Annotated in this window: 11 protein-coding genes; 8 read left to right on the top strand and 3 right to left on the bottom strand. The window is 63.8% G+C overall.

All coding sequences use genetic code 11. The features are described from left to right. From ATI53_RS17985 to ATI53_RS17965, 5 genes are all read left to right on the top strand, one after another. The coding region (locus tag ATI53_RS17985; protein ID WP_146609953.1) for a transposase at positions 1–407 on the top strand (407 nt) is incomplete at its 5' end. Between the two features lie 480 nt (positions 408–887). After that, positions 888–1,973, top strand: coding sequence for a histidinol-phosphate transaminase (gene hisC / locus ATI53_RS17980; protein WP_009503020.1), 1,086 nt, complete (start codon positions 888–890; stop codon positions 1,971–1,973). Next, complete coding sequence (locus ATI53_RS17975) at positions 1,970–2,881, top strand: prephenate/arogenate dehydrogenase family protein (protein WP_009503019.1); 912 nt, start codon at positions 1,970–1,972, stop codon at positions 2,879–2,881. The genes hisC and ATI53_RS17975 overlap by 4 nt, the downstream gene beginning before the upstream one ends. 2 nt (positions 2,882–2,883) lie before the next feature. Then, on the top strand, positions 2,884–3,753 hold the full coding sequence (locus tag ATI53_RS17970) for an extensin-like domain-containing protein (protein WP_111551025.1): 870 nt from the start codon (positions 2,884–2,886) through the stop codon (positions 3,751–3,753). Positions 3,754–3,943: 190 nt separating this feature from the next. After that, positions 3,944–4,486: a hypothetical protein gene (locus ATI53_RS17965; protein ID WP_009503017.1), complete on the top strand. Its 543-nt coding sequence runs from the start codon at positions 3,944–3,946 to the stop codon at positions 4,484–4,486. A 78-nt stretch (positions 4,487–4,564) separates the two neighbouring features. Here the strand turns inward: ATI53_RS17965 and ATI53_RS17960 are convergent, their stop codons facing one another. Next, the gene (locus ATI53_RS17960; protein ID WP_009503016.1) at positions 4,565–5,125 is read right to left on the bottom strand and encodes a TlpA family protein disulfide reductase; all 561 of its coding nucleotides are present in this window, start codon (positions 5,123–5,125) and stop codon (positions 4,565–4,567) included. Positions 5,126–5,147: 22 nt separating this feature from the next. Between ATI53_RS17960 and argH the strand changes: the two genes are divergently transcribed. From argH to ATI53_RS17945, 3 genes are read left to right on the top strand one after another with little or no spacing between them, the layout of a single operon-like run. Beyond that, positions 5,148–6,539, top strand: coding sequence for an argininosuccinate lyase (gene argH, locus ATI53_RS17955; RefSeq protein WP_009503015.1), 1,392 nt, complete (start codon positions 5,148–5,150; stop codon positions 6,537–6,539). Beyond that, positions 6,536–6,685, top strand: coding sequence for a hypothetical protein (locus ATI53_RS17950; protein ID WP_009503014.1), 150 nt, complete (start codon positions 6,536–6,538; stop codon positions 6,683–6,685). Before argH ends, ATI53_RS17950 begins: the two co-directional genes overlap by 4 nt. Next, positions 6,679–6,993, top strand: coding sequence for a DUF2834 domain-containing protein (locus ATI53_RS17945; RefSeq protein ID WP_009503013.1), 315 nt, complete (start codon positions 6,679–6,681; stop codon positions 6,991–6,993). The genes ATI53_RS17950 and ATI53_RS17945 overlap by 7 nt, the downstream gene beginning before the upstream one ends. A 29-nt stretch (positions 6,994–7,022) precedes the next feature. Here ATI53_RS17945 and carB read toward each other — a convergent pair whose 3' ends face one another. Both carB and ATI53_RS17935 read right to left on the bottom strand, forming a co-directional pair. Continuing rightward, the gene (carB, locus tag ATI53_RS17940; protein WP_009503012.1) at positions 7,023–10,355 is read right to left on the bottom strand and encodes a carbamoyl-phosphate synthase large subunit; all 3,333 of its coding nucleotides are present in this window, start codon (positions 10,353–10,355) and stop codon (positions 7,023–7,025) included. 218 nt (positions 10,356–10,573) lie between these two features. Next, positions 10,574–11,806 (bottom strand): SAM-dependent methyltransferase, encoded by a 1,233-nt coding sequence (locus ATI53_RS17935; RefSeq protein WP_009503011.1) that lies wholly within the window; start codon positions 11,804–11,806, stop codon positions 10,574–10,576. Between the last annotated feature and the right edge of the window lie 167 nt (positions 11,807–11,973).

Here is an 11,973-nt window from a genome sequence, read left to right as displayed (position 1 = left end):
TGCCCGAGTTGCTCGGCCAGATCTTCGAGGACGAGCAGATCGGAACGGTGACCGCCGACGGTGGCTACGACACCCGCCGTTGCCATGCCGCCATCACCGAACGGCAGGCCATCCCGATTATCCCGATCCGGAAGAACGGGCGCGCCTGGAAGGAAGACTGCCCGGCGGCGAAAGCTCGGAACGAGACGCTGCGCGCTGCGAAACGCTACGGTCGTGCATTCTGGAAGCATTGGACCGGATACCACGCCCGAAGCCGCGCCGAGGCCAAGATGCGAGGCATTAAGGCATTCGGCGAACGCATCGCCGCAAGAGACCCCGACCGCCAGACCGCCGAGATCCACATTCGTGTCGCCCTTGTGAACCGCTTCAACGCCCTCGGCACCGCCGTGATCGTCCGCGTGGCATAACGTCAGCGGGGTAACGGGAAATCACGCCTCAGGCGGGAGGTCTGCAACAACGCCCATCGGAATGATCCATTTGTGCCCAACCGGCGAGGCCCTTGGCCGCCGGTACGGACCGCGACATCTCCCCGCACCAGCCTCGAAAGTTGGACTCGCGTGATGATGGGGGCTCGCGTCGCGGCCGTGCGTGTATGCGGCCGAACGCGACGTCCCTCCCGCGGTCCCGTCGGGGCGCAGTGCATAGAGAGGCCGCCGCTACACCGCCGTTTGGACCACGTTCTCAAAGCCATCGGCGAAACCCAGCAGCGGGCCTTTCGCAATGCTCTTGCCAACCGAAGATTTTTCGTTCGAAAAATCTTCGCGTCAGCGCCGTCGCAAGCGCCCAAGAAAATTCGTACGAATTTTCTTGGGGCCGGGCAGGGCGTCTGGTCATGTGGGGCGGTGCAAGTTAGAAGGTTTCGGCAACGTTTTCCGGGGGTGACGACAATGGCGGGCATCGAGCCGCAGCCGGGTATCATGGATATTGCGCTTTACGTTGGCGGCAAGTCGAGCGTGGATGGCGTGAGCAACGTTATTAAACTCAGTTCGAACGAGAACCCGTTCGGGCCGTCGCCTGCGGCACAGGATGCCGTGCGCCGGGTCGTGCACGAGATCCATCGCTATCCCTCGACCGATCACGCGGAGTTGCGGACTGCCATCGCCGAGGTTCACGGGCTTCAGTCGTCGCGCATTATTTGCGGTGTCGGTTCTGACGAGGTGCTGCAATTCCTTGCTCAGGCCTATGCCGGGCCCGGCGATGAGGTGATCCACACCGAACACGGCTTTGCGATGTATGCGATCCTTGCGCAGTCTGTGGGCGCGACCCCCGTCGAGGTGGCCGAGCGCGAACGCGTGGTTTGCGTAGACACCATTCTGGCCGCTTGCAGCGACCGCACCAAGCTTGTTTTCATCGCGAATCCGAACAATCCCACCGGCACGATGATCGGTCTTGCCGAGATCGAGCGGCTGGCAGACAATCTTCCGCCGCAGGCGATCCTCGTTCTGGATGGCGCCTATGCGGACTATGTCGAAGGTTACGACGGCGGCGCGCGCCTTGTGGAATCGCGGCAGAACGTCATCATGACGCGCACGTTTTCCAAGCTTTACGGGCTGGGCGGTATGCGCGTTGGTTGGGGATACGGGCCACAATACATCATCGACGTGCTGACGCGCATCAGACAACCGTTCAATCTTTCGTCCGTCGCGCTCAAGGCCGCCGAGGCTGCGATTCGCGACACCGCCCATGTCGAGAAGTCGCGTGAGGAAAACACCCGCTGGCGCGCCTGGCTGGCCGAGGCACTTGCGGAGCATGGCGTGCCGTCGGATGCGTCGACCGCGAATTTCGTTCTGGCCCGCTTTGGCAGCCCTGACGAGGCCGGGGCTTGCGATACGTTCCTGCAATCGCAGGGCATTCTTGTGCGCCGGGTTACCGGCTACAAGCTGCCCGCCGCGCTGCGCATCACCGTCGGGGACGAGGCATCGTGCCGCCGGGTCGCCCATTGCATCGGCCTGTTCAAGGCGGGCGCAAGATGACCTATCCGCGCGTCGCTTTGATCGGGCTGGGGCTGATCGCCTCTTCGATGTTCTGGGCGATGCGTCGCGCGGGGATGGACAGCCATGTCACCGGCTATGCCCGCTCGGCATCCACGCGGGACACCGCGCGCAGGATCGGCCTGTGCGACACCATCTGCGACAGCGCCGAAGCGGCCGTCCGGGATGCGGATCTTGTCGTGCTTGCCGTGCCGGTTGGCGCCATGGGGGCCATCGCGGCAACCATTGCGCCCCACCTGAAACCCGGCTGCACGGTAACCGATGTCGGCTCGGTCAAGGCGTCGGTCATCGAAGCGGTAGCGCCGCACTTGCCAAACGGCGTGAATTTCGTGCCCGCCCATCCGATGGCGGGAACCGAGCATTCCGGCCCCGAATCCGGCTTTGCCAGCCTGTTTGACAATCGCTGGTGTCTCATCGTGCCGGAGGGCGCGCCCGAGCAGGCGACAGCGCAGCTTGAATCCTACTGGCAGGCGCTGGGCGCCAGCACCGAGCGGATGGAGGTGGCGCATCACGATCTGGTCTGCGCCGTGGTCAGCCATGTGCCGCACCTGATCGCCTATACCATGGTGGGGGTCGCGGACGATCTGCGCCGGGTGTCCGACCAGGAGGTCATCAAGTTTTCGGCTGCGGGATTTCGCGATTTCACCCGCATCGCGGCAAGCGATCCGACCATGTGGCGCGACGTCTTCCTGACCAACAAGGATGCCGCACTGGAAATCCTTGGCCGGTTCACCGAAGAGCTGTTCGCCCTGCAACGGGCCATTCGCACCGGCGACGGGGACACGCTGTTTGACTATTTCACCCATACGCGCAGCATCCGCCGGGGGATTCTTCGGGCCGGTCAGGATACGGACGCTCCTGACTTCGGGCGGATCAGAAAGGACGGCTGACGATGCGCCCTGGGTTGCTTTTCGCGGTACTGGCGCTTGCGACACAAGCGATGGCCGAGGCGCCCGCGACCTCGCTGCGCCCGCCGCCCAAGGGGGATGTCATCGCCCAGCCTCTTCGCCCGCAGCCCCGCCCCGAAGGCGCCACCCCGAACTTGCACCAGACCCTTGGGCAGCATCTGCGCGGCGCGGGCATTCCCGGTTTCATTCCCGAGGATGTGGTCGGAACGCTCAGCCGCGCAAGCGCATTCGCGGGCGTGTCGGCGCAGGCGGTGGGCCTGTCTCGTCTGCCGGTGCTGCGCCCCAACAGTCTGGTGCGCCGTGTGATGTCGCAGCGCGAGGCGCGGCGCAAGGGCGCGATCTGCGGCGATCCGGCCATTCAGGGCGAGCCGGTGGGCTTTGTTCCGGGGCGCATTCGCGGCTGCGGGATTGAAGATGCGGTCAAGGTCCACTCGGTGTCGGGCGTTGCGCTCAGCCAATCGGCGATGCTGGATTGCACCACGGCAAAGGCGCTGAAACGCTGGGTCAACAAGGGGGTGAAACCCGCTGTGGGCCGCCTTGGCGGCGGGGCTGCGGGACTACGCGTCGCCGCGCATTACGCGTGCCGGACGCGCAACAACGTGCCCGGCGCCAAGGTCAGTGAGCATGGCCGGGGTCATGCCATCGACATTTCCGGCGTCTTCCTTGCGAATGGCGACGAAATCAGCGTGCTGCGCGACTGGCATTCCGGGCCAAAGGGGCGGGCGTTGCGCCGCTTGCACAAGTCCGGCTGCGGGATTTTCGGAACCACGCTGGGGCCGGGCTCTGACGGGTATCACGAAGATCACCTGCATTACGACACCGCGCGGCATCGCGGCGGACCTTACTGTCGCTGATTGCCCCCGGTGATTCGCGGCCAAAGCGTCAATGCTTGTGCCATCCGTGAACCATTGCGACCCTTCGGACGGCATTGTCCGCCTAGCGGCGCCTTTTGTGGCCGGAATGTGGCAAACGCTTGAACTGTGACAAGTTTTCGTCAAAGTTGTCCGTAGCGGTGGGGGCCGTGAAACCGGAGATGCACGCGCCATGCGCGCTTTTTTCTTGTCTGCAATCCTGACGCTGGCCAGCGTACCGCTGCACGCCGACATCGCCTGGAAGACCGCGCGCATGGCGCCCGGTTCGCTGATGGTGATGGAGGACGGGCACGGTGCCTATCAAAGCCACGTCGCACGCGGGCAAACGAACGAGCTTTTCCAATTCGACACTTATGAGAGCAAGGGCAACACACCGGTTTTCTTGGGCAGCTACTACACCAACGACCGGGGCGAGGTGGTGCGGGACGTGACGGCCGATGGCCGGATCACGCGCTATGAACCGCATCGCTGCGCACGCACTATGGGGCGCTGCGCTTATGTCATCGTCCATTTCAACGGTTTCCGTGAAGCCCGGCAACGGGTGACACGAGAAACGGCGCTGGGGCTGGCGTGGAAGGAATGGGGGCTTGGTGGGCTGGTTTCGACGGGGGCGTTGGAACTCGATCAGCTCGGAGCGGCCATGAAAGGCTGGGCCAGAGACCACTTGAGCGGTGAAAAGACCCAATCCCGCCGTATCCTGATGGCGCTGAACTAGCGTCCATGGTGCGGCAATTCTTTCGGACAGTGTTGAGACGAGGCGGGGCAGGGGGAATTCCCTGCCCCGTTTTCGGTTTCAGCTTTCGGGCAGGATAAGCGCGGACAGCACGGCCCTGGCGCTGTCGGATTGCCAGTCGGCATCGCCCTGAAGGCGCGCGACCTCGTCGCCGTCGGGGTTAAGGATCACACTGATCGGCAGGCCGAGCACCCCCATCTGCCGGGCCAGCCCGGATTTCGGGTCGCGATGCAGGGGCAGGTTGTCGACGCCGATTTCGTCAAAGAATTGCTGCATCGCGGGGGGCGGGTTGCGGCCCGTCGCAATCGTCACGACCTCGAAACTGTCGCCACCCAGATCGCGCTGCAATTCGGCCAGCGCCGGCATTTCCTTGCGGCAGGGCGCGCACCATGTCGCCCAGAAATTCACCAGAACCCATTTGCCCCGCCAGTCGGTCAGGTTGAGCGGCGCGCCTTCGAACGTGGTGAAATCCGCGTCGCCGGCCGGTTTCGCTTCTGAATGGAAATTGAGCTTTTTCATATCGCCATCGCGCAGCGCATCCGCGCTGGCGATGTCGGCCGTGGCCGGATTTGCAAGCGCCGCAGCGGCGGTATACAGGAGCGCAAGCGCCAGATTTCTCATTTTTCCTCCCGGAGGCATCAGCATGTCGGACAAGACCTCGAACCAGATGTGGGGCGGCCGCTTTGCCGCCGGGCCCGATGCGATCATGGAGGCGATCAACGCCTCGATCGGGTTCGACAAGCGGCTTGCGGCGCAGGATATCGCCGGTTCAAGGGCCCACGCCGCCATGCTGGCCGCCACGGGCATCATCAGTGATAGCGACGCCGAAGCGATCCGGGAAGGCCTGCTCACGGTACTGTCAGAGATCGAGCGCGGCGAGTTCGCCTTTTCCACCGCGCTGGAAGACATTCACATGAATGTCGAGGCACGGCTGAAAGAGGTTGTCGGCGAACCCGCCGGTCGTCTGCACACGGGCCGGTCGCGCAACGATCAGGTGGCGACGGATTTCAAACTCTGGGTGCGCGATCAGTTCGACGCGTTCGAACAGGGGCTGCTGGCGCTGATCCGGGCCCTTGTCGGTCAGGCCGAAGCGGGCGCCGACTGGGTCATGCCCGGCTTTACCCACCTGCAAACCGCGCAGCCGGTGACCTGGGGCCACCACATGATGGCCTATGTGGAAATGTTCGCCCGCGATCTGAGCCGCGTGCGCGACGCCCGCGCCCGCATGAACGAAAGCCCGCTTGGCGCCGCCGCGCTGGCTGGCACCGGGTTTCCCATCGACCGCCACATGACCGCGCAGGCGCTTGGGTTCGACCGGCCCGCCGCGAATTCGCTGGACGCGGTCAGCGACCGTGATTTCGCGCTGGATTTCCTCGGCGCCGCCAGCATCTGCGCCATGCACCTGAGCCGCTTTGCCGAAGAGCTGGTGATCTGGTCGTCCGCCCAGTTCCGGTTCGTGGCGCTGTCGGATCGCTTTTCGACCGGCTCGTCGATCATGCCGCAAAAGAAAAACCCCGACGCTGCCGAGCTGATCCGCGCCAAGATCGGGCGGATCTTCGGGGCAAATGTCGCACTGATGACGGTGATGAAGGGCCTGCCGCTGGCCTATTCCAAGGATATGCAGGAGGACAAGGAACAAGTGTTCGACGCCGCCGACAACCTGATGCTGGCGCTGGCCGCGATGGATGGCATGGTGCGCGACATGACCGCGAATGTCGCCAATCTGGAAGCCGCCGCATCGGCGGGCTTTTCCACCGCGACCGATCTTGCCGACTGGCTGGTGCGCGAAACCGGCCTGCCGTTCCGCGCTGCGCATCACGTCACCGGCGCGCTGGTGGCGATGGCGGAAAGGAAGGGCTGCGACCTGCCCGACCTGTCGCTGGAGGACATGCAATCGGTCAGCCCGGCGATCACCAGCGGTATCTTTGACGTGCTGGGCGTGCATAATTCGGTTGCAAGCCGCCTGAGCTATGGCGGCACTGCACCGGTGCGGGTGCGCGAACAGGTGGCTCGCTGGAAGGAGATCCTTGGATGAAAACGCTTGTGGCCCTCGGGCTGGTATGTCTGATTGCCGGGTGCGGCGCGGATGGTCCGCCGGTCCCGCCCGAGCCGAAATCTGACTCCGGCGTGTCGATGACGCTTAGCGGCACGGCAGAAGTCGGGGTATCCGGCGGGTGGTAAGGCTGCGCCACCTGTGGCTTGCGCTCGCGCTTTGGGGCGCGGTGCATCCGATGGCGCATCTTCTGACATGGTTTCGCGATGAGGGCGTATCGCCCGACGGCCTGTTTGCGGCATGGACGCAGAACGCCGCGGTCCGGGGCCTGAGCTGGGATCTGATGATCTCGGCCGTGGTGCTGACCCTGTGGATCTTGGCCGAGGTCGCGGTGCGGCGAAACTGCTGGGCGCTGCTGGCGATCCCGGCGACGTTTTGCATTGGGCTCAGCTGCGGATTGCCGCTGTATCTGTGGTTCCGGTCGCGCCCGGTCTGACCACCCGCAGGGGCCGGACCGGGGCAGCATCAGCCTTGCAGGCTTTTGACTGCGATCTCGCCTTCTTCGCGCGATTTCATCGCCATAACGGCCGCATGGGCCCCTGCGGCGGTGGTGAAATACGGGATCTTGTCATACAGCGCGACCGACCGGATTTCGCGTGAATCCTCGACCGCGGCCGAGCCTTCGGTGGTGTTCAGCACCAGCTGGATGCCGCCGTCCTTCATCATGTCGACCACGTTCGGGCGGCCTTCATAGACCTTTTTCACCCGCTCGCAGGAGACGCCGGCAGCCTCAAAGAATGTCGCCGTGCCACCCGTCGCGATGATGGTGAATCCCATGTCCGTGAGGGTCTGCGCCGCCTCGACCATCTGGTCGGTCTTGTCGTCATCCTTGACCGAGAAGAACACCGACCCTTCGGTCGGCAGATCGGTGCCCGCGCCCATCTGCGCCTTGAGGAATGCGCGCGGGAAGGAGCGATCCCAGCCCATAACTTCGCCGGTGGACCGCATTTCCGGCCCCAGAATGGTGTCGACGCCGGGAAAGCGGGCAAAGGGCAGCACCGCCTCTTTCACCGAATACCAGGGCATATCCGGATCGGCCAGGGTCATCGGGTCGGCCATCGGCACGTCGGTGTCGTAATCGGTGTCCAGCGCGTAGCCTTCGCGCAGCGGGAAGGCCGACAGCTTTTCGCCCGCCATGATGCGCGCCGCGATGGACGCGATCGCGCTGTCGGTCGCCTTGGCGACAAAGGGCACGGTGCGCGAGGCGCGGGGGTTGACCTCGATCAGGTAGATGTCGGTGCCCTTGACGGCGAATTGCACGTTCATCAGGCCGACCACATGCAGCGCGCGGGCCAGCGCCTCGGTCTGGCGCTTGATCTCTTCGATGATGTCCTTGGGCAGCGAATAGGGCGGCAACGAGCAGGCGCTGTCGCCCGAATGCACGCCGGCCTCTTCGATGTGCTGCATGATGCCGGTGACATGCACCGCCTCGCCGTCGCACAGCGCGTCAACGTCCAGTTCAGTGGCGCCGGACAGGTAGTTGTCCAGCAGCACGGGGCTGTCGCCCGACACCACGACCGCCTCGCGGATGTAGCGTTCAAGATGGGCCATATCGCGCACGATTTCCATCGCCCGCCCCCCCAGAACATAGGACGGACGGATCACCAGCGGAAAGCCGATGTCTTCGGCGATGGCCAGCGCCTGCGCGTCGGTGGATGCGATGCCGTTCCTGGGTTGCTTGAGCCCAAGCTGGGTGACCAGCGCCTGGAACCGCTCGCGGTCTTCGGCAAGGTCGATGGCATCGGGGGTGGTGCCCAGGATCGGGATGCCCTCGGCCTCAAGTGCGTTGGCGAGTTTCAGCGGGGTTTGCCCGCCGAACTGAACGATGACGCCATGCAGCGTGCCGTTTTCCAGCTCGACCCGCAGGATCTCCATCACATGTTCAAAGGTCAGCGGTTCGAAATACAGCCGATCGGAGGTGTCGTAATCGGTCGACACGGTTTCCGGGTTGCAGTTGATCATGATCGTCTCGTAGCCGACATCGGACAGCGCGAAACAGGCGTGACAGCAGCAATAGTCGAATTCTATGCCCTGTCCGATGCGGTTCGGGCCACCGCCCAGAATCACCACCTTCTTGCGATCCGAGGGGCGGGATTCGCATTCCACCTCGCCCATCATCGGCTGTTCGTAGGTGGAATACATATAGGGGGTCTGTGCTTCGAATTCGGCGGCGCAGGTGTCGATGCGTTTGAAAACAGCCGTCACCCCCAGAGAGGTTCGCCGCTTGCGCACGTCCTTTTCCGAGAACCCGGTCAGCTTGGCCAGCCGCGCGTCGGTAAAGCCCATCATCTTGAGCTCGCGCATGCCGTCTTCGTCCTGCGGCAGGCCGTTTGCGCGGATCTCGGCCTCGGTCTCGACGATTTCGCGGATGCGGGCCAGGAACCAGGGGTCGAACATGGTGGTGGCGTGGATTTCGGCGTCGCTCAGCCCGTGGCGCATCGCCTGCGCGATGGTGCGCATCCGGTCCGGGGTCTGCTGGCTGATCGCCTTGATGACGGCGGATTTCTCGGGGGCGCCTTCGATGGCGATCTCGTCAAACCCGGTCAGGCCGGATTCCATCGACGCCAGCGCCTTTTGCAGCGATTCGTGGATGGTGCGGCCAATGGCCATCGCCTCGCCCACGGATTTCATCGCGGTGGTAAGATGGGGTTCCGAGCCGGGGAACTTTTCGAACGCGAATTTCGGAATCTTGGTGACAACATAGTCGATGGTGGGCTCGAAGCTGGCGGGCGTGACCTTGGTGATGTCGTTGTCCAGCTCGTCCAGCGTGTAGCCGACGGCAAGCTTGGCGGCGATTTTCGCAATCGGAAAGCCGGTCGCCTTGGACGCCAGAGCCGACGAACGCGACACACGCGGGTTCATCTCGATCACCACCATGCGCCCGTTTTCGGGGTTCACCGCCCATTGCACGTTGGACCCGCCGGTTTCCACGCCGATCTCGCGCAGCACGGCGATGGAGCCGTTGCGCATGATCTGGTATTCCTTGTCCGTAAGGGTCAGCGCCGGGGCGACGGTGATCGAATCGCCGGTGTGCACGCCCATGGGATCGACGTTTTCGATGGCGCAGACGATGATGGCATTATCGGCCTTGTCGCGCACCACCTCCATCTCGAATTCCTTCCAGCCCAGAAGGGATTCATCGACCAGGATCTGATTGACGGGCGAGGCATCCATGCCGGTGCGGCAATAATGGATGTAATCCTCGCGGTTGTAGGCCACGCCGCCGCCGGTGCCGCCAAGGGTGAATGCGGGGCGGATGATCGCGGGCAGGCCGATGGTTTCCAGCGCCTCAAGTGCAATCGCGACCCCCGCATCCAGATCGGCCTTGCCGTTGGCCTTCTTGGGGGCGGTGACGATGGTGGCGGCAGGGTTTTCCAGCCCGATCCTGTCCATCGCTTCGCGGAAAAGCGCGCGATCTTCGGCCATTTCGATGGCTTCGCGCTTGGCGCCGATCATCTCGACGCCGTATTTCGCCAGCACGCCCATTTCTTCGAGCCTGAGCGAGGTGTTCAGCCCGGTCTGCCCGCCCATGGTCGGCAGCAGGGCGTCGGGGCGTTCCTTTTCGATGATCTTGGCAACCACTTCGGGCGTGATCGGTTCGATGTAGGTGGCGTCTGCAAGGCCGGGGTCGGTCATGATCGTCGCGGGGTTCGAGTTGACCAGGACGACCCGGTAGCCTTCTTCGCGCAGCGCCTTGCAGGCCTGTGCGCCGGAATAGTCGAATTCGCAGGCCTGACCGATGATGATGGGCCCTGCGCCGATGATCATGATGGACTTGATATCGGTTCTCTTGGGCATCTTGCGACCTCTGGTTATTCGTATTCTGGGCGGATTCTAAGACGTATTCGACCGGCACGGGAAAGCGGCGGCGGAGTCGCCGCAGTCCGCAAATTGTCGTGCGTTATAGAGCAGACCCGGAGCCGCGCAACCCCAATCCACCGGCCGATCCCGGTCACCGGCAGCCAGAGGTCACCCGTCCGGAAACTCCGGGCGGGGCGGCGGGAATTGCCGCGCCGTTACTGGGCGGCGTGCAGCATGCGGGCCGACGAGTCGGTGCGGTAGAGGTAATCGCGCGTCACCGGCACCGCATATTGCTGGTGCGACAATTGCAGGTGGAACACCCCCTGAAACGTCTCTTCGAAGCTGGCCTCGCAGGCGGCCAGGTAGAAGCGCCACATACGCACGAACGTCTCGTCGTACATACGCCGCACCTGCGGCAACGCGGCTTCGAACCGCCGGCGCCAGTGGTTCAGCGTCGGTGCGTAATGGCCGCGCAGCACCTCGACATCCGCCGCCCAGAGGCCGGTCTTTTCGATCGAGGCCGACACCTCGGACAGCGACGGAATATAGCCGCCCGGAAAGATGTACTTATCCAGCCATTTCGACGTCGCCTGCGGCTGCGACACATGCCCGATGGTGTGGATCAGCGCGATTCCTTCTGGGGCAAGAATATCGTCGACCTTTTCGAAATAGGTGTCGAACTGTGGCGCGCCGACATGTTCCAGCATCCCCACGCTGACGATGCGGTCGAAATGCCGGTCGACGTTGCGATAATCGCGCAACTGGAATTCCACGCGATCCTCAAGCCCCGACTCCCTGGCCCGCGCCTGCGCGGTGGCAAGCTGGTTTTCCGACAGGGTGACGCCGGTAACCCGGGCCCCGTGGTCACGGGCCAATGTCAACGCCATGCCGCCCCAGCCGCAGCCGATGTCCAGCACCGACATGCCCGGCTCGATGCGCAACTTTCGGGCGATGTGATCCTTTTTGGCTTGCTGCGCCTCTTCGAGGGTCATGTCGGGACGCGTGAAATAGGCGCAGCTGTACTGCATGTCCTCGTCCAGAAAGAGCCGGTACAGATCTTCCGAAATGTCGTAATGGTGCTGCACGTTTTTTTGCGACCGCAGCGGGTTGTTGCGTTGTTCGATCCCGCGCGTCCACCCGCGCAGGGCCTGCACCGCGTCGAACCAGCGCGGCATCTCGCCCGCCTGCTGATTGCGGATCAGCAGCGCAAGAAAATCGTAAAGCCGGTCCGGCGGGACATCAATGCGCCCGTCCATGTACCCCTCGCCAAGCGCCAGCACGGGCTTTTGCCCCAGTTCGCGGACGATGCTGTCCTGCGTCAGCCTGACCTCGGCCTCCAGCCCGTCACCGGGGCCGTATTCATCGCGCGTGCCATCGGGCCACGCTACATTCAGCCGACCTGTCACGATCAGCTTTCCCAACATCTTGTCGAGCACGGTCTTCCACATCTGAAAACCCCCTGCATGCTATGTTTCCGGTATCGGCCCGGGGCGGCAAACGGCGCGGCGAGTCTTTACACAGGTTAATACGCCCTAGCTTTTCGACAAGTTCAAGCCCGGATCCCTTGACTTCTGCGCCTGCGCGCGCTGTATCGGCGCCTAACTTTCCGGCAGTT

The organism is Salipiger aestuarii, assembly GCF_003259905.1.
Taxonomy (GTDB): Bacteria; Pseudomonadota; Alphaproteobacteria; order Rhodobacterales; family Rhodobacteraceae; genus Salipiger; species Salipiger aestuarii.
This window is presented reverse-complemented; position numbering and strand designations above follow the sequence as displayed.

Coding starts and splice junctions, on each gene's coding strand:
- carB (WP_009503012.1), bottom strand. CDS start 10,355: ATGCCCAAGAGAACCGATATCAAGTCCATCATGATCATCGGCGCAGGG.
- argH (WP_009503015.1), top strand. CDS start 5,148: ATGTCGGACAAGACCTCGAACCAGATGTGGGGCGGCCGCTTTGCCGCC.
- ATI53_RS17950 (WP_009503014.1), top strand. CDS start 6,536: ATGAAAACGCTTGTGGCCCTCGGGCTGGTATGTCTGATTGCCGGGTGC.
- ATI53_RS17965 (WP_009503017.1), top strand. CDS start 3,944: ATGCGCGCTTTTTTCTTGTCTGCAATCCTGACGCTGGCCAGCGTACCG.
- ATI53_RS17935 (WP_009503011.1), bottom strand. CDS start 11,806: ATGTGGAAGACCGTGCTCGACAAGATGTTGGGAAAGCTGATCGTGACA.
- ATI53_RS17970 (WP_111551025.1), top strand. CDS start 2,884: ATGCGCCCTGGGTTGCTTTTCGCGGTACTGGCGCTTGCGACACAAGCG.
- ATI53_RS17975 (WP_009503019.1), top strand. CDS start 1,970: ATGACCTATCCGCGCGTCGCTTTGATCGGGCTGGGGCTGATCGCCTCT.
- ATI53_RS17960 (WP_009503016.1), bottom strand. CDS start 5,125: ATGAGAAATCTGGCGCTTGCGCTCCTGTATACCGCCGCTGCGGCGCTT.
- hisC (WP_009503020.1), top strand. CDS start 888: ATGGCGGGCATCGAGCCGCAGCCGGGTATCATGGATATTGCGCTTTAC.